Raw genomic sequence first — 22,634 nt, forward strand, 5'->3', positions numbered from 1 at the left:
TCAGTAGGATCCTTCGGAAACATAGCGCGCGGCACTTTCCAGTGCGCGCTGCAAAGCAATGTCTGGGGTCGCGCCGGTGGCCTCAGCAGCGATATGGGCCGCCATAAAGGTATCACCCGCGCCGGTAATACGTGTGACAGTCACTGCAGGCGGTGTGTGGGATACGCAGATTTCTGCATCGGCAAAGCTTGCATCGCGGCCGCCGTCGGTCACCAGAACCCGCGCGGCCCCTTTGGCAAGCAGGGCTTTGGCGGCCAGTGTGCTATTGTCGAATTTCTGCTGGCAGAGGATTTCCGCTTCGATCAAATTCACATAAAGCGTTCCGCGGCTGTTTTTGACAAAGGGCAACAGGCGTTTTGCCTTACCGGGAGAGGCCGGGGCAATGCGTAGATCCGCGTTGCAAAACAGCGGGCTTTGGGACATTTCATCCAGCAGCTCTGCGGTCAGATTGCCATCAAGCGCCACCAATCCAGCGTAGGGCGCTTTCTCACTGCCCAAACGCCCATCTGACAGCGGTGCCAGAATGTGGTCGCCCGCTTTTTCAAGCGAATGCGCATCGGCAATGGCGGCAACCAGCCCGTTTTCTGCTTCTATCGCCATATATTGATCGGTGGGCAGATCTGTCGGGCGATAGAGCAGTTCTGTTCCAAGCCCCATTGCGATACATTGATCAACCAGCGTAGAGCCATCCAGATCCTGACCAACCGCGCTCAGCAAGGTGGAGGACAGGTTCTGGCTTGCCAGTGCCATGGCTATATTCAGTGCCACACCACCGGGACGGCGTTCAATATGGCCGGGCACGTCATGGGATAGCGCCATATTGCGCGAGCTGCGGCCCACAATGTCCCACAGAACCGACCCGATGCAGACCACGTGCTGCGTCGCTAAAGATGAATTCATGCTCATACTTTCGTATTGCAACCTTTCAACACCTTCGCAAGTTGCTTGCGACAGTCGTGGGAAATAAATAAATGCTAAAGCGCTGATCTATTTGATTATGGGCGTAAAAACACTCACCTGCTGGTGTTTTTGGCGCTGGTGCAACCCTAACGGGACACGCTATAATCACCTGTGGTTTGGGTGATCTATTTCGGTATCAACAACAAATCGGGCAAATGAGGCAGCACATGGCAGGTATATACCGGATTTTCTGCGGCTGGATCATTTGGGGGATTTGTTCTGTTGCGGCCTTTGCGCAAGACGGTGCGCCAACGGTGATTGATTTTCGTCTCAACGAGCGTGAACTCGCGGTTGAGATGAAGCTTTCGCGAAATCTGGTGGCCGAACTTATGCGCCCGGAAACCTCGGTCAAAGACGCCGTGTCTGATGCCTGGCAGTTGCGGTTTGATCAGCTGGTGCAGGGCTCAGATCAACAACCGCTTGAGTTTGATCTGACGCGGATCACGCTCACCCGGCCTGATCAGCCCAATGCGCCACAGGTGGTCTATCTTTCGCTACGTGCGCAACAGAACGCAAACACCGGTTCAATTCGTATTCACTGGCCCTTTGGGCTTGGGGATATGGTTTTGCGCCAGCACGGGGTAGATGATCCGTTTTCCGGCTATTTCTCTGCCGGGCAAAGCACACCCAGTATTGCGCTCTCGGGCGGTGCTGCACGTGCGGAAGTCGATGTGTTTCTCGACTATGCGCGCGATGGCCAACAACAGGTGATGACACTGCCCTATGTGCTGTTTGCAATTGCGATGTTTTTGCAAAGTGGCCGCCTGACCTCTTTGTTTGTTCAGATCGGTTCCTTGCTGGCGGGGGCTGCGGTGGCGCTTGTTTGTATCTCTTATGATGTGCTGATCCCACCGCGCGTGGTGCTGATCTGGGCTTTGCCGCTGCTGGCTGCTTTGCTGTTTCTGGATAATATTGCCCTGCGCAGATTGCATTTTGCACGGTGCCTGGCGTTGTTTTTCTTTGCCGCTTTGCAAAACTTGGGGTTTGCAGCGGTTTTGAAAAACGTTGGTCTTGCGCAGGCGCAGGTGTTTCCTGCGGTCGCGGGCTTTGGGCTGGGGCTCATCGGCAGCTTGGCTGCGCTGCTGCTGGCGGCCTATGTGGTGATTGGTCTGCAATTGGGACGTTGGGCGAAATACCGGGGCAGGGTGATCATGCCTGTCAGCGTCACCCTTGGTGGTATTTCGCTTTATCTGGGGCTTTCAAGCCTGCCGTTATGATCCCATTGCTGATTGGAACCGCTGCAATGCGGCCAGCGGATCTTCGCAACGCCAGATTTCATCGCCCACGCCAAAGAAATCAGTAAAGGGCGCAATCTTGCGGATGGTGTCTTCGGTCAGGCCACCTTCGGCGACCACCGGAACCTCGATCATCTGAGACCACCACTGAAACAGATCCGCTTCTGCCTGCGCGCCATCGCCAAGGCCGGATGCGCCGATCGGGCCAAAGGACACGTAATCCGCACCGGCTTCGCCCGCGGTCATGCCATCATGGCTGGATGCACCGCAAAAGCTGCCAATGATGGCATCATTGCCAAGCGCCTTGCGCGCGGTGCGCACGGATTTGGACGCATCGGTCAGGTGTACCCCATCAAGGCCCATCCGTTCGGCCAGAACCTGATGGTCAGAAATTACCAGAGCGACATCGCGCGCAATGGTCACCTCACGCAGCGCATCGCTTGCGCGGCTTAGCATGTCTTCGTCGCGGCTCGCCAGATCAAGGCGCACACAGGCCACATCCACGGCGTCCAGGACGCGCGAAAGCTGCTCGCTGAAACGGGCCAATTCAAAGCTTGGCGGTGAGATCAGATAGACCTGGGGCTGTTCTGTCTGCTCTTGGGCCTGGTTATCCATTCCGCGGGCTCCTGTTTGATGATTGATCGGTATTTACCCGATTTGAGGCAAGACGCAAGGATCTGTCCCACCAAAAGATAGGTTTCACATCCTAATGGACCATCTCAGATCTTGCCCCCAAGCCTGTGGACCAGTAGAGCAGAGCGGATTTTGCGGAGACAGTGATGCCAAACCCAACCCCTCAGCCTTCCTTTGTTCTGGTGCGCCCACAGATGGGTGAAAACATCGGTGCTGCCGCCCGTGCCATGTGGAATTTCGGTCTCGACCGGATGCGCATTGTGGCTCCGCGCGATGGCTGGCCCAACCAAAAGGCTGTGGCAATGGCATCGGGCGCCGGGCGTTTGCTGGATGAAGCACAGCTTGCAGGTGATCTGGCTGAGGCACTGGATGATTGCACATTTGTCTTTGCCACAACCGCGCGTCCGCGCGAGCTGACAAAACCGGTCTATAGCCCTGAGGCGGCGATGAAACTGGCCGCTGACAAGATCAAAGCCGGTGAAAAGGTTGCTGTGCTGTTTGGCCCAGAACGCGCCGGGCTTGAAAACGAAGATGTGGCCAAGGCAAACGCAATTATCACTGTGCCGGTCAACCCGGAATTTGCCTCGCTCAATCTGGGCCAATGTGTGCTGCTGACGGCCTATGAATGGCGCCGCCAGGCAGAAACCATTGAGCATGAAGTGTTTGAAATCGGCAAATCTGACTGGGCCACCGGGGCGGAGATCGAGGCGCTTGTGACCCATTATGAGGATCGGTTGGAAGACGCCGGTTATTTCTACCCGCCGGAGAAGGCTCCGGGGATGAAAGTGGTGTTTCGCAACCTCTGGAGCCGCATGCGCCTGACCCGTGCCGATGTGCAGATGCTGCATGGGGTGATGCGGCAGATGGTCCGCTGGAAAGAAAAAGGCGACTGATCTGCATGTCTGCGGACTGGACGTGACGGGCCACGCGCCCTAGCTATGTGCGAAATGACATGAGGCGAGCATGAGCAAACGCAGTATTTTTGAAGAGGTTGACGGCTCCAAGGCGGAGAAGGCGACACCCCAATCCGGCCTTTTGGAGCGCGATAACAGCGGCGCACGCTTTGCCATTCGGATCTGGCTCGGCGTGCTCTTTGCGCTGGTGGTGGCGATGATCGCGGTTGGTGGCCTGACCCGGCTGACCGACAGCGGTCTATCAATCACCGAGTGGCGGCCAGTTACAGGCGCGATCCCGCCCCTGTCAGCCGAAGACTGGCAATCGGAATTTGATAAATACAAACAGATTGACCAATGGGCGATCGACAATCAGTGGATGGAACTTGCTGATTTTAAACAGATCTATTGGTGGGAATGGGGGCATCGCCAGCTTGGCCGTATCATCGGGCTTGTGTGGTTTGTGGGTTTTGCTGGTTTTGCATTATTGCGCAAGATCCCAACCGGTTGGGGCATGCGTCTTGCAATACCAGGGCTGCTGGGCGGTGTTCAGGGCGCGATCGGCTGGTGGATGGTCCATTCTGGCGTGACCCAGGGTGAAGGGGTGACAACGGTTGCTTCCTACCGTCTTGCGGTGCATCTCGGGCTTGCGTTTCTGATCCTTGGCTTCATCACCTGGGCCATGCTTGGTCTTTCACGCAGCGAGCGTGATCTGATGCAGGCACGTCGGGCCAAGGAGGCAAAACAGTTCAGCCTAGCCACCGGGCTTTTGCATTTTTCGATGCTTCAGATCCTGTTGGGCGCATTGGTTGCCGGTATTGATGCAGGACGCTCTTTCACCGATTGGCCTTTGATGAACGGTCAGTTCTTCCCGCCACAGGCGTTTGATCTGGAACCCTTGTGGGTTAATTTTGTTGAAAATCCGGGACTTGTACAGTTTATCCACCGGATGAGCGGCTATCTCTTGGTGATCTTTGCAGTGATCGTCTGGCGTCGGGGCCAAAAAAGCGCGCATGCCTCAACTCGGTTTGCCTTTAACTGCGTGATTGCCGCGATGGGCTTGCAACTTATGCTTGGGATTGTCACGGTGCTGCAAGCTGCGCATGTGCATGTGGCGATTACCCACCAGCTGGTTGCGGTTCTGCTCTGGGTGCTGATCCTGCGGGCGCGGTTTTTGTCGGGTTATCCGAAGGCTGTTTCAATTAAGGATCAATAAGTTATGCGTGCATTTGATGAATTGATGGCGTTTCAGCGCGATACTGAGGCGCTGTCACAGGTGGCAGGCCGTCTTGGCTGGGATCAGGAAACCGTGATGCCCCGCGGTGCGGCTTCGCAACGGGGCGCGGAAATGGCGGCGTTGGAAACGGTTTTGCACGCCCGCCGCAGCGATCCCAAGATTGCTGAGTGGCTGCAACAGGTTGAGCCTGAAAATGATGTTGAAACGGCACAGATTCATCATATCCGCCGCAGCTATGACCGGGCTGTAAAGGTCCCTGCCGAGCTGGCAAGCACGCTTGCGCGCGTGACATCAGAGGCGCAGGGCAAATGGGCCGAAGCTCGCGCCAATGAAGATGTTGCGGCCTTTGTGCCAGTGCTCGAAGAGGTGGTTGCCCTTAAGCGTGAAGAAGGTGCAGCACTGGCGGATGGCGGCGATGTTTACGACGCTATGATCCAGGACTATGAGCCGGGCACCACTGCTGCGGAAATCGCTGCGATTTTTGATGCAATGCGCCCGGAGCTGGTGGCGTTGCGCGCGGCGGTGCTGGAGCAGCCCGCGCCTAAACCTCTGCAAGGTCGCTTTGATGCGGCCGACCAGATGGCGCTTGCCACTACGCTGGCCGAAAGCTTTGGCTATGACCTGTCGCATGGTCGCCTTGATAAAGCGGTGCATCCGTTTTCATCGGGCAGCGGGCTTGATGTGCGCATCACCACCCGCACCAGCGAGAGCGACCCATTTAATTGTTTTTACTCAACAATTCATGAGGTTGGCCACGCCTGCTATGAGCAAAACATCTCACGCGATTATCTGCTGACACCTCTGGGTCGCGGGGTGTCGATGGGTGTGCACGAAAGCCAGAGCCGGATCTATGAAAACCAGCTCGGCCGTAGCCGCGCCTTTACCGGGTGGCTGTTTGAACAGATGCGTGCGCGCTTTGGTGATTTCGGCGTGGATAACCCGGATGCGTTTTATAAGACCGTCAACGCAGTGCAAAATGGCTATATCCGCACTGAGGCCGATGAGCTGCAGTATAATCTGCATGTGATGCTGCGTTTTGATCTGGAATGCGCGTTGATGCAGGATGATTTGGAGGTCAAAAATCTGGAAGAGGCGTGGAACGCGCGTTTTGCCGCTGATTTTGGCTATAGTGTGGACAAACCGTCTAATGGTTGCCTGCAGGATGTGCATTGGTCTGTTGGCCTGTTTGGCTATTTCCCGACATACTCGCTGGGCAACGTCTATTCCGGCTGCCTGTATGAGGCGCTGCGAAATGCGGTTCCAGGCTTGGATGCGGATCTGGCCAAAGGCGATACAGCTGCCGCAACAGGGTGGCTGCGGGAAAACCTGCAACAACATGGCGGGCTGCGCAGCCCGGTTGAAACCATCAAACATGCCAGCGGCGTAACACCAAGCCACGCACCGCTGATCAGCTATTTGAAAACAAAGTTTTCAGATCTCTACGATCTTTGAACAAAAGCCGGGCCAATTGCCCGGCTTTTTCTTTTAAACCAGCGCCATACGCTCTGCGCGTTCGGGATCGGGGAAGGGGCGGTATAGCCCAACGTCCACTTTTGCAATCAGGGATGACACGCCCGCATAAAGCCGCTCCACATCCTCATCGCTTTCGCCCAGGACCTGAAACGCACTGTCGAGCTGGGTCATATTGTCGAACTCGACCTCAAGCAGGAAATCGCGGCAGTTGCCGCTTGCCAGTGCAAGTTTGCGGCGCATCAGGCGCCAGTCCTGCACGGTGCCACGTTCCTTTAGATAATTCATCCATTGCTCAACCGCATTGGCAAAGGCCAGCGCCTTGGCTTCATGCACCAGATCGATGGAGCAGTGATAAAGATTCATCGGGGCCTCTCCCGTTGATTGAACATCGCGCAACTATAACGCTAACTCTCTTATCACTTGGTAAAGCGCTTCAGTCTGGATAGCCCGTCATTTCAAGATATCCGCGCCCGCGGTGGCTGCCGCTGATCTGCACCGGCCCCTCCCAATAGGAAAAACGCGTGTCCATCCAACTGCCTGGGTTGAGCGCGCTGACAGAAATATCAACGTCCTTCTGCGGAAGCTTTACGTTCCATGTCGTTGGAATGTTTTTGTTTTTATCCCATGCGTATGCGCGGGGCGCGGCCTGAAATGCACCATGCGGCAATGGGGTCGCGCCGCCATCCGCATCAATCCATGTACCTGAGGTGAAATTCTCACCTGCGCCACGTAGTACAAATCCCATCAGTTTGCTGCCATCGTCAAAGTTCAGTGAAAACCAATCCCAACCGCTTTGATCCGCCGCAAGCGGTTGGCTGGACCATTCCCGATCAAGCCAGGCGGTGCCGGTAACATCAATGATCTCACCGTTTTCAACCACTTGGCCACTGACCTTAAAATGCGGTTGTGAGTAGTAATAGCTTGCCTGCCCCTGGCTTGATTTGACCGAATATCCCTGATCACCCTGAAACACCAATGGGCCATCAGCTTTGAGCGTCAAATCATAGGAAAACCGATCACCGGTGGCGCGCAGGGTAAGGTGATTGAAATCCTGGCCCGCCATTTGCCAATCATCGATCCAAGCCGCAAAGGGATCAGCAATAACACCGGCTTGGCCAATCCCTCCACGTGAGAGTTTTTCTGCGTGATAGTGGGCGTCAGGTGTGGTGAGTGCGGCATGGGCCAGCCAAAACTGTGGGCTTTGCCAATCGAGCTGTTCAAAGGGCTCCGTCGCCGAGCGAAATAACGTCCACTGTACGCCCAGATCTCGGCCTGATGCATCTTTAAGGTTTGCGGTTAAGTACCACCATTCAATACGAAAATCAGGGTGCGCTCCATGATCTCGGGGGAATGAAAATGCTGCGCCGCGTTCGGGTTTGGAAAACCCGTCCTGACCTTGTCCGAGGCCCGCAAACCCCTGCGCCAAGCCAAGAGACGGGAGCAGCAATAGCAGTGATATCAGCGTTTTAACGTTCACTGGAAAACACCTTGAGCAAAGTGGAAGGAGACAACCGTCTGAGCCGCAACGCGCCGGGCAGACAGGCGAGTGCAGCCGCACATAGCGCGAGCACAACCGTTTTCCCCCAAACGAGTGGGAAGAGATACATGGGCAACTGCCAGCCAAAGGCCAGTACATTTGTGACGGCCAGCAATACCCATGCGAGCACGAGGCCAAGCGGCACAGAGAGGATCGCAGTAAACAGCGCAAGACCAAGGCTGCGGATCATATCAATCTGCGCAATTTGCGACATTGGCACTCCCATCGCCCAAAGAGGCGCAATCTGTGGCAGACGCTGGTTCCACAACGCGAGGAAGCTTGTGAGTAGCGCAAACCCAGCAACACCAAGGGTCAGTATGTTGAGCGCTGCAGTGATAACAAAGGTCTGATCAAAGACCCGGATCGATTGGTTGCGGATTTGATCCTGGTCGAGAACAGTACTTATTCCTAAGTTAGGTAATTCGTTTATCGCTTTGATAATACGATTTTTATCATCTGTATGGATTGCGATGCTAGACAGTGAAATTTCAGGTGAGATCTGCCGTGCAACCGTATGTGACATCATGATCTGATGCGATGGGTTGCCGTAGTCAGGATAGACACCCAGTACCACAAGCGGCGGATTTTGCATCAATTGATCACCAGGCCAGAGATTTTGTGCCCGCGCCATCTGCTCGTTTATCATCGCACCCTGTCCCCGATGCAGGCGGGCCCAGCTGTCCTTGGCTTCTGCGATCATTGGCCAATGCTGTGCGTAGGACGGGTCTTTTACAATGCCCCAGATCCGGGTTGGATGCGCGGCTGAGGGGAGATCCGCGCTATAAAGCTGGCGGTTACGGATGTTTTCTGCCCCCAGCCAGCGCTGTAGTTCTGCGCCGTCATCAGCGTCTGTGATCGGAATATAGAGGTCAGCATCAAAGCGTTGATTTATCCAGCCTACAAAGGTGAGCCGGAAGCTGGATGTCATTGTTTCCACGCCGATATTGGCCGCGATTGCAAGTGATAGTGCCATCAAAGGAACGCTGAGATTGACAAGCTGTGCCCGCATGTCTGCCCAGAACCACTGCGCCAGTCCCGGCAGGGCCCAAGCCAGGAACATCGTCAGCAGTGCTGATAGAATGCGTGGCAACATCAGTACCGCGCCGAGCAGGATTGCTCCCATCAGTATAAAACCCGCAATCAAGGTGTTGGAGAGCAGAGTGAGTGGTGCAAAGATCACCAAGGCTAGGCCGATGAAAAAGCCACGGTTGCGGATTTGTTGTGCAGCTTGCCCCCTTGCGCTGAAAGCAGGGCCTTGCAGTACCGGCAGTTTGTAGATCTGCCAGAGCGATGTTGCTCCTGCTATAAATGTTCCTGCTAAAGTCATGAAAAAACCGGACAATGCCCAGGACGCCTGCGCCGTAAGCTGCCCAACCGCAGGTGCATCGTATAGATCTGTCAACGTTGCATTCACGCCGGGCAACAGGGCCGAGGCGATAACATGCCCCAATACCAACCCAAGCCCGCCGCCGATGAGGGCAAAGAAGCCAAGTTCAAGCGTGAGCAATGAAATCAATTGCTTCAGTGGTAAACCTATACTGCGTAGCGTGCGGATGACTGGGCGTCGATGTTCAAGCGCGAGCTTAATCGTGCTTTGGACAATGAACAGTCCAACAACAAAGGCCAATAGCCCAAAAGCGGTGAGGTTCAGGTGGAAACTATCGGTCAGTTCAGCCGGAGAGAGCAGCGGTGCAGACGCTTGATAGCGAAGATCCTCGGGGATATCAGAAAGGGGTGCCGTAACAATCAGATAGCTGAGTGTGCTGATCTCGCCAAACAGCTCTTGTGCGCGGGCAAAATCCATCAAAAGCAAACCAGGGGCGATGGCGTCATTGCGATTAATATTCGAAAGGTTCAGTTCTGGCGCAATTTCGGTTTCGGGGTGGGCTAAAACCGGCAGCGTCTTGAGCGAAAACTGCGCTTCCTCGCTTGGTTCAAGCGAGCTGAGTATGGGATGGCTCAGCATATCGATCGCCATAATGGCTTGTGGTGCATTGCGCTCCCAAACCGGGGATACCGCATAGCCCTGACGCCGCAGATCAACATAGCGAGAGAGCGCTATGTGGTCAGAATTTTTTGGCAGCAACACATCATATGACGCTGAATTTAATTGGCTTTCTGCCTGTGCATAGCTGTAACGCGCGGCGGCGTTGATCGCCTGAACCGCCGACCAGAGCGCGGTCGACAGCGCCAGACCAAAGACTATAGCAACAAGCTGAACCAGTGCGCGCCGCCAATGCGACAAAAGCGCCCTCGCTGCGGCCCATATCATGCGAGCATCCCATTGCTCAAATGCAGGCGGCGGCTTAGGCGGTTGGCGATCGCTTCAGAATGGGTCACGAGCAACAATGCGGTGTTTTCTTGCTCCACGAGCTCCAGAAGATTGTCCATCACGGTTGCGCTGGTGGCTTCATCAAGGTTTCCGGTCGGCTCATCCGCAAGCATCAGGGCAGGGCGCAAGGCCATCGCGCGTGCGATGGCAACCCGCTGTTGTTGTCCGCCCGAAAGCTGGTCTGGAAAGTGATTGCGCAGATCCGCAAGACCAAGGGACGCGCAAAGTTCAGCACACCAATCGGGATCAAATCGGTTGCCCATTCGCGCCTGCAACGCAACATTGTCCCAGACCGAAAGCGAAGGCACCAGATTGAACTGTTGAAACACCACCGCGATCACATCACGTCTGAGCTTGGCGCGGGATTTTTCGCTTAGGCCGGTAAGTTTCTGACCACAAACAGAAATATCGCCACTTTCGCAATCGTCAAGAGCGGCCGCCAGATGTAAAAGCGTGCTTTTGCCTGAGCCACTTTCTCCGGTCAAAGCCAGGGTTTCCCCAGCGGCAAGCTGCAAGGACACATCCTGTAGAACCGTCTTTTTCTCGCCCCCAATGGAATAGGACTTTTGAACATGGCTTATTTTGAGAGTCACGATGCGCTCCAGCGGGTGTTGGCCTTCCTTAGGGATAGGACGCTGTGATTGAAATGAAAGGAAAAATAGCTAATGTCGCAATGATTTGTACAGCTGTTGGTCGCGTAAAATAGGGGGGCTTTTGCCATGAAAATTCTGATCAGAGCTTTCTGGCGCGCGCTTGCGCGGTTTTCTGGCAAACGCGGCTGGGTGCTGAGCAGCCATATCGCCATGTCGATGATGATGGCGTTGTTTCCATTTGTGCTGTTTACGGTCTCGCTTGCGGGGGCTTTGGCGGAGCTGTCGCGCCAGTCTTTTGATCTGAATGCGGTGATGGATCTGGTGTTTGGGGCCTGGCCAGCGGCCGTATCCCAGCCGATCCAGCAGGAGGTTCTAGCGGTTTTGGAAAACTCTGGTCTGCGGCTGGTGACCTTTAGTGGCTTGGTGACGCTTTATTTTGCCTCAAACGGGGTGGATGCGGTGCGGCTGGCGATGGTGTCCGCCTATCACGAAGAAGATGCGCGCGCCTATTGGAAGAGCCGCCTGATCTGTATCGGCTTGGTGTTGTTGGGTGGTTTGGGCATTTTGGCCGCTGCGGTGTTTGAACTATTGTTGCCACTGGTACTAACCCAATTGGACGTGGTGGCGCTGGGAGTTCCGCAGCACTGGGTGGAGCAATGGCAAAACGGGCTGAGCGGTGGTTTGGTGATCGCGTTGCCGTTGATTGGGGTGACGCTGTGCCATTTGGTTCTGCCGCACCGGTTTCATGGGTTACGCGAAATCGCGCCGGGGGTGATTGTGACCTTTGTGCTGTGGTGGCTGGGCGGCATTGGGTTTGCCATCTATGTCAGCGGTTTTGCGCAGTATTCAGCGACATATGCCGGTTTGGCCGGCGCGATGGTCGCGCTGGTGTTTCTCTATCTCAACGCGGCTATCTTGATACTGGGGGCGGAATTTAATGGCGTTTTGGTTGAAATGCGCCAAGCGCGCGTCAAAACCCCGTAAAATACACGGATCGTTTCGAAAAAAGAGACAATAAGGCGGGCCCGCCTTAATTGGGCCATTACCTGTCCACACTCATTGTTCAAACACTAAAGGAGAAGCAGTTAAGAGCCAGGAGAGCTTGTTATGTCCATCGTTGCACTGACCCTGAACGCGATCAAATCCGTTGTGGCCGCACCGCGCGCAGAGCAGCGCCCAGCCATCTGGCGGCTGAGCAATGATGATGAAGATCTCTCTAAGTTGCAGCGCGACACGGCGGCCCATTCACTGCGCCGGATGTGATCCAGTTCCGTCAGGACGCATCAGAGCCGCGGTATCCCATTGCCACCACGAATTTTTCTGAGCTGTCAGAACGTGAGGAGGGTGGTTTGACGTTGGCAACCTTAGTGAATTTCTGTTTCAAAAGCTTTTGCAGCTCCCCTTCGGCACCACCGGCCAGAACCTTGGCCACAAATGTGCCGCCTTCTTCGAGCACGTCGAAGGCAAAGTAGGCCGCAGTTTCACACAGTGACATAATGCGCAGGTGGTCGGTCTGCTTGTGGCCGGAGCTTGATGCGGCCATATCTGACATCACCACATCCGCGCGGCCGCCAAGCCACTCCTTGACCTGATCATCCGCACCATCGGACATGAAATCGAGCTGATGCAGTTCAGCGCCCGCCAGCGGCTCAATCTCTTGCAAGTCGACGCCAACGATGCGGCCAACGGATTTACCGGCGCGCTCCCCGAGCGAATTGATGCGTTTCACCGCAACCTGGCTCCAGCCGCCGGGGGCGCAGCCCAGATCTACCACTCGGGCTCCTGGCACGAGAAAGCGGTATTTATCGTCCAGTTCCATAATCTTAAAGGCAGCACGCCCACGGTAGCCTTCCTGCTGCGCGCGGCGCACATAAGGATCATTCAGCTGCCGCTGCAGCCAGAGGGTTGAGCTCATCGTGCGACCGCGTGCGGTTTTGACCTTAACCTTGAGATCGCGCATGCCGCGCCCAGAGTTATTTTTGCCAGTTGGTGTTTTTGCCATTGTCTCAACCATTGCAGGCAGCGCGTCTGGCGCTGCGGTGCTGTTTAAATTCTACATATTCGTCAGGCTCAGAACGGCCCATCTTCCAGAACGCCATTGGCGCTCATCTGCGCATAAAGCAGCCCTTCGCGCAGGCCCCGATCCGCAACCGACAGCCGATCCGTCGGCCAGCAGCGCAGCAAAGTCTGCAAAATCGCCGATCCCGACATAATCAACGCCTGACGATCATCGCCAATGCGTGGATCACTGCGGCGACCGCTGGGGCCGAGGTCTAGATAACCTCGTATCACTTTGTCAATCTGGTCAGACGTCATGCGCAGACCATCCACCTTGGTGCGATCATAGCGTTTAAGCCCCAAATGCGACGCGGCGACCGTTGTTACGGTGCCAGATGTGCCAACAATCTGAAAGCCCTCACGCAGCTGTTCGTTCTTATATGGGGCAAAATCTGCAAGGCATTCTTCAAAATACCAGCTCATCAACGCAAAGCGGGCAGAGTCATCTTCCACATCGTTGAATTGATCGCGCAATGTGGCAACGCCCAAAGGTACGCTGATCCAATCCACCACCTTGGCCGCAGGGAAAGGCGTGTCGTTGCTGTGAAAGCCCGATTGCAGCCGCATAATGGCGCTGGGGCGATCCCGGCGCGGCACGGATGACAGATCAATCCACACCAGTTCAGTAGAGCCACCACCGATATCAACCACCAGCAGCTGTTCTGTTTTGGTGGACACCAGCGGCGCACAGGAGATCACGGCCAGGCGCGCTTCTTCTTCTGGCTTGATGATTTCAAGCTTAAGACCGGTTTCGCGTTTGACCTGATGGATGAAATCCCGCGCATTGCGTGCGCGGCGGCAGGCTTCGGTTGCTACAAGGCGCATATTGCGCACTTTGTGGCGTTTTAGCTTTTTCTGACAGATGCGCAGCGCCTGAATAGTGCGTGACATTGAGCCACGCGACAAGCGTTCAGACTTCTCCAGCCCGGCGCCTAGCTGCACCGATTTGGAAAAGCTGTCTACCACATGAAACCCGCTGCCCTTGGGTTGGGCAATGAGCATCCTGCAACTGTTTGTTCCCAGATCCAGCGCCGCATATAGCGCATCAGGATCAGGGCGGGCCGGTGCGAGGGTTTCAACCGCGCGGGGAAACGCACGCGCACCTTTTGAACGCCTGGGCGCCATGATTCACGCCCTCCGATTATCGTGTTAAGATAAGAATATGTCGCGCATCACCGCTGTGCAAGTTGGCACAGGGATAATCTGGTTGATTTGATGGGATTTCTTCGGCGGCACCACTCAAATGCGAAACGTATTGAAAAGCCTCAGTCTGGCTTTCGAGCTGTAAACCTCGTAGTTCAGTTATGCAAAAGGTCGCTCACATCTCGCGTCGTGTCGAAAAATGACAGTCGACGGCGCACAGCGTTGGTTAGAACTTAAAAATACCCAGATAGTTAAGGGGATCAGGGAACATGCCCGACGTCACAATTGTATATTGGCGCGATATTCCAGCGCAGGTCATTGTTGGGAAAGGCAGACGCGGCACCAAAAAGGTGCTGCACGAGCGTTTCGAGCAAGCCATTGACCGGGCTGCCATGAAAGTTGGTGCCAAGGACGCAGATGCCTATCTTGCGGAATGGCGCAAAGCTGACCCCTTTACGGTTGAAGGTGAGGCAGAAGATATTGCCACCGCCGAAGTCGAACGTCTGGAGACTGAATATGATCGAGAGCGTCTGAAAGCGCTGATCGCCAATGATGGGCGGGCTTAAGCCCAATTCTATAGGGGAGGTCTTGATGGCTGTGCTGAACTTTATGAGACGCGACACTGAGGTACAAACCGTCAGTCCTGAAATGGAAGCCTTTTTGCAAGGGTACTCCATTGAGGTCATGCCGCGTACTGCCGCAAAAGTTGATGATTTCCGCGACTTGCTGCCAAAGGGAACCCGCGTGTACATCGCGCATATCGAGGGCACACCCATTGAAGATATGGTGGCCACGGCCAAGCGCATCAAAGGCGAAGGCTATGATGTTATGCCCCATTTCCCGGCGCGTATCATCAAAGATGAAGCGACGCTGGCGGATTGGATTGCCCAATATCAGGGCGAAGCGGATGTGAAACAGGGTTTGATCCTGGCTGGGGGCGTTGCCAATCCGCATGGCGATTTTCACTCGTCGATGCAGCTTCTGGAAACCGGTCTGTTTGACAAAGCAGGCTTTAGCAATCTGCACGTTGCAGGCCACCCAGAACCCAACGCCGATATCGACCCGAATGGTGGGCGCGCCAACACCTATGCGGCACTGGACTGGAAACAAGAGTTCTCCAAGCGCACCGATGCCAGCATGGCGCTTGCGACACAGTTCTGTTTTGAGGCGCAGCCGGTCATCGAATGGGTGGACGGGATGAAGGAGCGCGGTCTGAATATTCCGGTTCACATCGGGATTGCAGGTCCTGCGAAACTGCAGACCATGATCAAATTCGCAATCGCTTGTGGGGTAGGGCCGTCGCTGAAAGTGCTGCAGAAACGTGCTAAAGACGTCTCCAAACTGCTGTTGCCGCATGAGCCGGGTGAGATCCTTGCAGATCTTGCAGCGCACAAGGCAGCCAACCCCGAGTTTGGTATCGAAAAAGTGCATTTCTTCCCACTGGGCGGCATTAAAACCAATGCAACTTGGGCCATGAACAATGGTGGCGACGCCGCAAAACCTGTGAACTCCTAAGGATCAGCTATGACCCGTACTATTATTGAATCTAAAACAAAAACAACGATCATGGGTTTTGATCAACCCTTCACAGTTATTGGTGAGCGGATCAACCCAACTGGCCGTAAAATTCTGAACGAAGAGCTGGAACGCGGTGATTTTTCCCGCGTGGAATCTGACGCGCTGGCGCAGGTTGCCGCAGGTGCAACCGTGCTGGATGTGAACTCTGGCGCGGTGTTTTCCAACAAGATGGCTGAAGATCCGCGTTACGCGGACAACAACTTTGTTGAGCCTGACCTGATGACGCAGTTGATCAAAACCGTGCAGGCGGTGACAGATTGCCCGCTGTGTATCGATTCATCGGTTCCTGGCGCGCTTGAAGCTGGTCTCGCAGCCGCAGAAGGCCGTCCGTTGCTGAATTCTGTTACCGGTGAAGAAGAACGTCTTGAGCTGGTTCTGCCGCTGGTGAAAAAGTACAATGTTCCGGTGGTGGCGATCTCCAACGATGACACCGGGATTTCTGAAGATCCAGAAGTGCGCTTTGCTGTTGCGAAAAAGATCGTTGAACGCGCTGCAGACTTTGGCATCCCAGCCCATGATATCGTTGTAGATCCGCTGGTTATGCCAGTTGGTGCAATGGGGTCCGCTGGTTTGCAGGTGTTTGAACTGAACCGTCGTCTGCGTGACGAGCTGGGCGTAAACACCACATGCGGTGCCTCAAACATCTCATTTGGTCTGCCAAATCGCCACGGCATCAACAACGCATTCCTGCCGATGGCGATGGCCACTGGTATGACATCGGCGATTATGAACCCGGTGGCGCTGCCAATCGGGCCAAAGAAAATCGCAGCTAAAAAAGCTGAAATCGAAGCTGCAGGTATCGTGCTGCCAGAAGGTATGGATGACGAGACTTTTGTGAAGCTCTTTGGCATGGGCTCGACCAAGCCACGTGCAGGCAAAGAGATGGAAGCAATCCGGGCTGCAAACTTCCTCACCAACAATGACGAAGGTGGCGCGGAATGGATCAACTTCAACAAAAGCGATGATGACGCTGCCGCAGGTGGCCGTGGTCGCCGTGGCGGCGGCCGCCGCCGTCGTTGATCTAATCTACATGAGAACAAAGAAACCGGGCCGTAGAGCTCGGTTTTTTTGTGTGGTTTTCAGAAAAAGAGCGCCACGCGTTTCATGGGTATATACGTTGTATAATGTGTATTATGGTAAATTAGCAGTAGGCGGAAGCGATATCTAGTCGAGCTTTGTTAGTTAAGCATCTGACTAACCAATGATTTCAACTCGGCGCGCGATGAATATGTGCTGGATGGTGAAAGCTGGGTGAAGAAAATCACCTGCAGATCACGGATCGGATCGATCCAAAAATAAGTCGACGCAATGCCACCCCAGCTGAAATCACCAGCAGAGCCAGCAAGCTTTGCACGTGTGCTGTCTAGTAAAACAGATCCGCCCAGCCCAAAGCCCATACCGTGCATCGGTTGTTCGGCAAAACTGGTTGGGCCCATAGATGCGATGTCGCCTGGCAGATGGTTCTGCATCATCATATCTATGGTCCGTGCCTGAACCAATTGGCTGACGCCAACCTTACCTCGGTTGCGGATGAGCTGCAGGAAACGCGCATAATCATCAATGGTGCCGATCAGGCCGCCACCTCCGGAAAACAATGTGGTCGAACTGAATTCTGATGCCTCGCGGCTGTCATGTAGCGCCAATCCCGATATGGGTGCCGCATCGCGATGTACAGCGAAGGCGTTGTCCAATTCCTTAGGTATGTATAGCGATGAAAATGACTTTAAATTAGCATCTTCGATCTTAAACTTCGTGTTTTTCATCCCCAGCGGCGCAAAGATTTCAGTCTGGAAAAACTCGTCCAGTTCGCAGCCCGAAACCCGTTCGACCACATGGCCCAACACGTCGCAAGACACAGAATATTCCCAACGCGTTCCTGGTCGAAATGCCAGCGGCAGCGCGGCCAGGCGCGCCACCATATGTTTCAATTGGCCTTGCCTGGGCTGAAAAAACAGCTCTGCCTTATCCATGGCTTCAGGCAGCACGCCGGGATTAAATGCGTAGCTCAGGCCAGCAGTATGGGTGAGCAGCTCTTGTACAGTTGGTGCACGCACCGGTTCACATTGTTCGATATGTTGCGCGCCACCGATCAGCGCCGAAGGATTTGAAAACTCAGGTAAAATCTCATCCAGAGGCGTATCAAGCCGCATTAAGCCACGCTCGATCAGCATCATAATGGCCAAGGAGGTAACGGGTTTCGTCATCGAATACAGACGTACCAACGTGTCGCGTTCAAACGGCAAACGGTGTTCAATGTCGCGCAGGCCAACAGCGGAAAAGAAACGCTCTTCTCCGCCATGTTGGATCAGAATGGAGCTGCCGGGATATTTGTGTGCAGCGACATATTCATGTTGCCAATCAATGATTGGTTTAAACCTGTGCTCGGACACCTCATCCCCTAATCTTGGCCGTTTTAGCCTGTATTTTGGCTGGTCGCTTCCAGCGGGTTATTCAATAGCTTTTTGACGGCCGCAAAATGATCGACAGGCACCGCCGCAAATGTTTTGGCCTCACGCAGCGCAAACATCCATAGATCTTCCTGGTCCTCGGCAACAAGATCAATAATGCCGTAATTTCGAGCAGCGACCGGGCCGATTGTCTGCCCGGTCAGCAGCAGTCGACGCGCTACATTCGGGTCGAGCTTTTGATGCAGGATCTTTTGCTCAGCTGCGGTTGGGCTGCGGCGGGTATGGACATATGGCAGCCCATATCCGGTTTTTGTCACGCCAATCCGGCTATCACAGGCCAGCGCCAGGCACAGCCCCGCGTCTAAGATATCGCCATTGATCACGGCAATGGTGGGTTTGCCACAAGACAGCAGCGCGTCGATGGCAGATTGCACACCATCCGCAAATTCAGCGCTGTTCTCTGCCACCTCAGCACCGCTGCAAAAGCTGTGAAAGGGGCTGCTGATCAGAATAATCTGAATGGCGCTATCTTCTGCAAGCGATTGAACTTCTGCGCTGAAATCCAAAAGAAACTCCGCGTTCAAACCGTTTGAAGGGCCTTTTCCAAGCTGCAGTTCAACGATCCCTGCCCCATGGCTTCTGCGGTTTAGCCAGTCTTGCGCACTCATTTTATCTCTCCGCTGGTCGGTGCATCTTGCGTGGATTACATCACTGGGTCGAGCCATTTTGCGATACGTAAAACCACTAGCGCCATTTTGGCGCAGGAACATGTGCAAAGCCTTACGATTGGGCGCAATTCTTTGCTTTAATTGTTAAATTAAGAAGCAATGCTGCATCAGTTCAATGGGCAGCAGAGATAGTTTTGATCATATCTGTGCAGCCTTTCTTTCCTAATCTCATGAACTTCTGTACAAAAGGTGCCAGTCCGGTTTGATGTTAAGATCAAAGCAGAGACATTGGGCGCTTTGTGCCAATTTGATACTATGGGAATAAAAATGCCGCATCTATTGATCCTGAATGGCCCCAATCTCAATCTCTTGGGCACGCGCCAGCCTGAAGTCTACGGCAGCGAAACGCTGGAAATGGTTGAACAAGCCTGTCACGAACACGGCAAAGCTCGCGGGATGGATATCACCTGCGTGCAGTCCAATCACGAAGGTGTGCTGCTTGATACGATCCACGCGGCCAAAGGTGTGCAGGACGGTATCATTTTGAATGCAGGCGCTTATACCCATACGTCGATCGCCTTGATGGATGCGCTCTACTCAGTTGAATTGCCCGCAGTTGAGGTTCACCTCTCAAACATCCACGCCCGTGAGGAATTCCGCCATACCTCTTATATTTCGCGTGCTGTCGTTGGTCAGATCTGCGGTTTTGGCTCCTTCGGTTATCTGATGGCAATCGATGCCATGGCCACCTATCTGGGACATAATTAAACCGATGTCTGTTGTTGATTTTCTCAACTGCGTCGCCAAATATCGCAGTCTTGAGCAGCTTTGGGATGGCTATCAGGAGAAGATGGCCGAATATGGCTTTACCCGGCTGATTTACGGTTACACGCGATATAAGACCGAAAAATCGCTGGGAGATCCGGATGATTTTCTGATCCTTTCCAACCATGGCAAAGACTATATGGATGGTTTTCTGCGCAAGGGGCTTTATTTTCATGCGCCCATGGTTCGCTGGGCCTTGGAAAATGAAGGCGCTTGTAGCTGGAGCTATGTGCATGCGCAGCTCGCACAAGAGGCTTTGAGCCCTGAGGCGATGGAAGTGGTCGATTTCAACCGCCAGCTTGAGATGACCGCGGGCTATACCATCAGCTTTTTTTCGTTTTCACCACGTTTCAAAGGTGCGGTGTCGCTTGCGGCCGAGGCGGGTGTCACGCAGGAGCAGGTTGATGCGATTTGGGAGGAGGTTGGTGACGATATTGAACTGATCAATAATATCGTCCACTTGAAGATTCTCACCCTGCCCTATGTGCCGCCGCACCGATCGCTCACCAATCGTCAGCGCGAGGCATTGCAATGGGTTGGCGATGGCAAAACCACCCAGGATATTGCTACGATCATGGGGCTTACCACCGCTACGATTGAAAAGCATTTGCGACTCGCCCGTGAGGCGTTGGCGGTCGACACATCCGCGCAGGCCGTCCTAAAAGCCGCGCTGCACAATCAAATCTACCAAATTGAAGGCTAAAGCCGCCTCGTAATGTATTGAAAAATATGACAAATAACCCATGATTAACTATCTGGCAAGTTTTTGCTAAAGGTATGGAAAACACTACTACAGAGTGCCGTGATATAGTAACATACTATACATGTTCCGTGAGTGGTGGCTTTAGCCAAGGAGCGTCAGGCAACACCCCTGTTATTTCTGGGCCCTGTTGCTTGTCTGGTTGTGGGTGCTTATTGGTCTGTGTTCATGCCAGAACTTATGAGGGGCCCCATCCATCCCCATCAATGGGGTCCCTCTTTTTATGTCCCAATACATCATCGCAAATCACCAACTGATATCTGTGGCGATCTATTTGAACAGCATCGCCATAGCGGTGATATAACGCCCGTATCGTGGGCAATAAAGAACCGGAGTGCTTGGGGGCACCCCGGCTCTTAATTGCTTTGTGAAGCAGCGCTTAGCCGCCCTGAGCTGCTTTTGCAACTTCTGCAGCAAAGTCTTCTTTTTCGACTTCGATGCCTTCACCAACTTCGAGGCGAACAAAACCAGTGATGGTTGCGCCTGCTTCTTTGGCAGCTGCTTCTACGGTCAGATCAGGGTTCACAACAAAAGACTGGTTCAGCAGAGTGGCTTCTGCAACGAACTTCTTCATGCGACCTACGATCATCTTCTCGATGACCTGCTCAGGCTTGCCGGACTCGCGTGCGATGTCCATCTGAACCTGCTTCTCTTTTTCTACAACCGATGCGTCCAGATCTGCTTCAGACAGAGCAGCAGGGTTAACAGCGGCGATATGCATTGCGATCTGCTTGCCGATGGTTTCGTCACCACCGTTCATTGCAACCAGAACACCAATTTTGCCCATACCAGCGGTTGCCGCATTGTGGACGTATGCCACAACGGTTTCACCTTCGACCGACGCCATGCGACGCAGGTTCATGTTTTCGCCGATGGTGGCAATCTTGTCGGTGATCAGCTCGGAAACAGGCTTGCCTGCAACTTCAGCTGCGTTCAGGCCGTCAACATCCGCAACGCCCAGAGCGGCGGTTGCAATGCCAGAAACCATTTCCTGGAACTCAGCGTTTTTCGCAACAAAGTCGGTTTCGGCGTTCACTTCAACCGCAACACCTTTGCCACCTTCAACAACCACGGCGACCAGACCTTCAGCGGCGGTACGACCGGATTTCTTTGCAGCTTTGGCCAGACCTTTGGTGCGCAGCCAATCGATTGCCGCTTCCATGTCACCATTGGTTTCGGTCAGCGCTTTTTTGGCGTCCATCATGCCGGCGCCGGTGTTGTCGCGCAGTTCTTTCACGAGTGCTGCTGTGATTGCCATCTTTTGGCTCTCCTCAATATCAAAGGGATTTGGGGCAGGTCATACCCTGCCCCGCATGTCAATCATGTGACACGGGTGAAGATCAGGCTTGAACTTCTTCCGCAACAACTTCTTCAACTGGTGCTTCTTCGAATTCGCCCAGGTCAACGCCTGCTGCGCCCAGCTGTGCGGTCATGCCGTCCAGCGCTGCGCGCGCGGCCAGATCGCAATACAACGAGATCGCACGGGATGCGTCGTCGTTGCCTGGGATTACATAGTCAACGCCATCGGGGGAGCAGTTGGTGTCAACAATAGCAACAACAGGGATACCCAGTTTGTTTGCTTCTGCGATCGCCAGTGCTTCTTTTTTCACGTCGATGACGAAAAGAAGATCAGGAACACCGCCCATTTCGCGGATACCACCAAGAGATGCGTTCAGCTTCTCTTGATCACGCTCCATGCCCAGACGCTCTTTCTTGGTCAGGCCTTCGGCGCCGGTCGCCATGCGCTCGTCGATTTCTTTCAGGCGGTTGATCGACTGGGAAACGGTTTTCCAGTTGGTCAAGGTGCCGCCGAGCCAGCGGTGGTTCATGTAATACTGAGCTGATTTTTCAGCTGCTTCAGCAATCGGGCCTGCTGCCTGACGCTTGGTACCAACGAACAGAACGCGGCCGCCTTTGGCAACGGTGTCACGAACAGCCTGCAGAGCCTGGTCCAGCAGAGGAACAGTCTGGGTGAGGTCCATGATGTGGATGCCATTGCGCGAACCGTAGATATACGGACCCATGCGCGGGTTCCAGCGTTGTGTCTGGTGACCAAAGTGTACGCCAGCTTCGAGCAGCTGACGCATGGAGAACTCAGGAAGAGCCATGCTTTTTATTCCTTTTCCGGTTTCAGTCCTCGGCGGGGGTCTCAGAGCGGATGCTCCAACCGGCGGTACGTCAGGGATGTCTCCCCTGATCACACCAAACCCCGCCTGCGGGTTCGAATGTCGCGCGTTTAGTCCAGATTATAGGGTTTGACAAGGGCTTTGGACATGAAACGCGCAAGAAAGTGCAATTGCT

At 54.4% G+C, this 22,634-nt stretch carries 23 protein-coding genes; 11 read left to right on the forward strand and 12 right to left on the reverse strand.

What is annotated here, in order from left to right:
• Complete coding sequence (locus tag GG681_RS02070) at positions 1–906, reverse strand: PfkB family carbohydrate kinase (RefSeq protein WP_153544563.1); 906 nt, start codon at positions 904–906, stop codon at positions 1–3.
• 221 nt (positions 907–1,127) lie between these two features.
• On the opposite strand from GG681_RS02070, the gene GG681_RS02075 reads away from it, so the two are divergent.
• Entirely contained in the window at positions 1,128–2,177 is a 1,050-nt protein-coding gene (locus tag GG681_RS02075; protein ID WP_153544565.1) for a hypothetical protein, read from the forward strand.
• Here the strand turns inward: GG681_RS02075 and GG681_RS02080 are convergent.
• Positions 2,172–2,810: a thiamine phosphate synthase gene (locus GG681_RS02080; RefSeq protein ID WP_153544567.1), complete on the reverse strand. Its 639-nt coding sequence runs from the start codon at positions 2,808–2,810 to the stop codon at positions 2,172–2,174. The genes GG681_RS02075 and GG681_RS02080 overlap by 6 nt on opposite strands.
• Positions 2,811–2,974: 164 nt before the next feature.
• On the opposite strand from GG681_RS02080, the gene GG681_RS02085 reads away from it, so the two are divergent.
• The 3 genes from GG681_RS02085 (at position 2,975) to GG681_RS02095 (ending at position 6,410) form a co-directional block, all read left to right on the forward strand.
• Entirely contained in the window at positions 2,975–3,721 is a 747-nt protein-coding gene (locus GG681_RS02085; protein WP_153544569.1) for an RNA methyltransferase, read from the forward strand.
• Between the two features lie 70 nt (positions 3,722–3,791).
• Complete coding sequence (gene ctaA / locus GG681_RS02090; RefSeq protein WP_153544571.1) at positions 3,792–4,937, forward strand: heme A synthase; 1,146 nt, start codon at positions 3,792–3,794, stop codon at positions 4,935–4,937.
• Positions 4,938–4,940: 3 nt separating this feature from the next.
• Positions 4,941–6,410: a carboxypeptidase M32 gene (locus GG681_RS02095; RefSeq protein WP_153544573.1), complete on the forward strand. Its 1,470-nt coding sequence runs from the start codon at positions 4,941–4,943 to the stop codon at positions 6,408–6,410.
• Between the two features lie 33 nt (positions 6,411–6,443).
• Here GG681_RS02095 and GG681_RS02100 read toward each other — a convergent pair whose 3' ends face one another.
• The 4 genes from GG681_RS02100 to GG681_RS02115 all read right to left on the reverse strand — a co-directional run bounded on the left by GG681_RS02100 (position 6,444) and on the right by GG681_RS02115 (position 10,893).
• Entirely contained in the window at positions 6,444–6,794 is a 351-nt protein-coding gene (locus tag GG681_RS02100; RefSeq protein ID WP_153544575.1) for a DUF6614 family protein, read from the reverse strand.
• Positions 6,795–6,864: 70 nt separating this feature from the next.
• Positions 6,865–7,908 (reverse strand): lipocalin-like domain-containing protein, encoded by a 1,044-nt coding sequence (locus GG681_RS02105; protein ID WP_328593231.1) that lies wholly within the window; start codon positions 7,906–7,908, stop codon positions 6,865–6,867.
• A complete protein-coding gene (locus GG681_RS17855; RefSeq protein ID WP_235899696.1) occupies positions 7,898–9,772 on the reverse strand; it encodes an FtsX-like permease family protein in 1,875 nt (624 codons plus the stop codon). Before GG681_RS17855 ends, GG681_RS02105 begins: the two co-directional genes overlap by 11 nt.
• A gap of 464 nt (positions 9,773–10,236) precedes the next feature.
• The gene (locus GG681_RS02115) at positions 10,237–10,893 is read right to left on the reverse strand and encodes an ABC transporter ATP-binding protein (RefSeq protein WP_328593232.1); all 657 of its coding nucleotides are present in this window, start codon (positions 10,891–10,893) and stop codon (positions 10,237–10,239) included.
• A gap of 126 nt (positions 10,894–11,019) precedes the next feature.
• Here GG681_RS02115 and GG681_RS02120 point away from each other — a divergent pair, with 126 nt between their 5' ends.
• The gene (locus tag GG681_RS02120; RefSeq protein WP_153544581.1) at positions 11,020–11,877 is read left to right on the forward strand and encodes a YihY/virulence factor BrkB family protein; all 858 of its coding nucleotides are present in this window, start codon (positions 11,020–11,022) and stop codon (positions 11,875–11,877) included.
• Positions 11,878–12,000: 123 nt separating this feature from the next.
• The gene (locus GG681_RS02125) at positions 12,001–12,156 is read left to right on the forward strand and encodes a hypothetical protein (protein WP_153544583.1); all 156 of its coding nucleotides are present in this window, start codon (positions 12,001–12,003) and stop codon (positions 12,154–12,156) included.
• 10 nt (positions 12,157–12,166) lie between these two features.
• On the opposite strand, the gene GG681_RS02130 is transcribed toward GG681_RS02125, so the two are convergent.
• Both GG681_RS02130 and GG681_RS02135 read right to left on the reverse strand, forming a co-directional pair.
• The gene (locus tag GG681_RS02130) at positions 12,167–12,895 is read right to left on the reverse strand and encodes an RlmE family RNA methyltransferase (protein WP_153544585.1); all 729 of its coding nucleotides are present in this window, start codon (positions 12,893–12,895) and stop codon (positions 12,167–12,169) included.
• A 68-nt stretch (positions 12,896–12,963) separates the two neighbouring features.
• Entirely contained in the window at positions 12,964–14,076 is a 1,113-nt protein-coding gene (locus GG681_RS02135; RefSeq protein WP_153544587.1) for a Ppx/GppA phosphatase family protein, read from the reverse strand.
• Positions 14,077–14,363: 287 nt separating this feature from the next.
• Here GG681_RS02135 and GG681_RS02140 point away from each other — a divergent pair, with 287 nt between their 5' ends.
• The 3 genes from GG681_RS02140 to GG681_RS02150 are packed head-to-tail and all read left to right on the forward strand — an operon-like array spanning position 14,364 to position 16,692.
• Positions 14,364–14,660 carry a virulence factor gene (locus GG681_RS02140; RefSeq protein ID WP_153544589.1) on the forward strand — a complete coding sequence of 99 codons (297 nt, stop codon included), beginning with the start codon at positions 14,364–14,366 and terminating at the stop codon, positions 14,658–14,660.
• 25 nt (positions 14,661–14,685) lie between these two features.
• Positions 14,686–15,609 (forward strand): methylenetetrahydrofolate reductase, encoded by a 924-nt coding sequence (locus GG681_RS02145; RefSeq protein ID WP_153544591.1) that lies wholly within the window; start codon positions 14,686–14,688, stop codon positions 15,607–15,609.
• A gap of 9 nt (positions 15,610–15,618) precedes the next feature.
• On the forward strand, positions 15,619–16,692 hold the full coding sequence (locus tag GG681_RS02150) for a dihydropteroate synthase (protein ID WP_153544593.1): 1,074 nt from the start codon (positions 15,619–15,621) through the stop codon (positions 16,690–16,692).
• Between the two features lie 158 nt (positions 16,693–16,850).
• On the opposite strand, the gene GG681_RS02155 is transcribed toward GG681_RS02150, so the two are convergent.
• Positions 16,851–18,062, reverse strand: a complete 1,212-nt coding sequence (locus GG681_RS02155) for a serine hydrolase domain-containing protein (RefSeq protein WP_328593233.1) — start codon at positions 18,060–18,062, stop codon at positions 16,851–16,853.
• A gap of 23 nt (positions 18,063–18,085) precedes the next feature.
• On the reverse strand, positions 18,086–18,748 hold the full coding sequence (locus GG681_RS02160) for an enoyl-CoA hydratase/isomerase family protein (RefSeq protein ID WP_194287124.1): 663 nt from the start codon (positions 18,746–18,748) through the stop codon (positions 18,086–18,088).
• A gap of 327 nt (positions 18,749–19,075) precedes the next feature.
• On the opposite strand from GG681_RS02160, the gene aroQ reads away from it, so the two are divergent.
• A complete protein-coding gene (gene aroQ, locus GG681_RS02165; protein ID WP_153544597.1) occupies positions 19,076–19,516 on the forward strand; it encodes a type II 3-dehydroquinate dehydratase in 441 nt (146 codons plus the stop codon).
• Between the two features lie 4 nt (positions 19,517–19,520).
• Positions 19,521–20,276: a LuxR family transcriptional regulator gene (locus GG681_RS02170; RefSeq protein ID WP_153544599.1), complete on the forward strand. Its 756-nt coding sequence runs from the start codon at positions 19,521–19,523 to the stop codon at positions 20,274–20,276.
• A gap of 436 nt (positions 20,277–20,712) precedes the next feature.
• Here the strand turns inward: GG681_RS02170 and tsf are convergent, their stop codons facing one another.
• The gene (gene tsf, locus GG681_RS02175; protein WP_153544601.1) at positions 20,713–21,591 is read right to left on the reverse strand and encodes a translation elongation factor Ts; all 879 of its coding nucleotides are present in this window, start codon (positions 21,589–21,591) and stop codon (positions 20,713–20,715) included.
• An 82-nt stretch (positions 21,592–21,673) separates the two neighbouring features.
• Positions 21,674–22,441, reverse strand: coding sequence for a 30S ribosomal protein S2 (gene rpsB, locus GG681_RS02180; protein ID WP_153544603.1), 768 nt, complete (start codon positions 22,439–22,441; stop codon positions 21,674–21,676).
• Positions 22,442–22,634: the final 193 nt, after the last annotated feature.

This window comes from Tritonibacter aquimaris, assembly GCF_009617595.1.
Taxonomy (GTDB): domain Bacteria; phylum Pseudomonadota; class Alphaproteobacteria; order Rhodobacterales; family Rhodobacteraceae; genus Epibacterium; species Epibacterium aquimaris.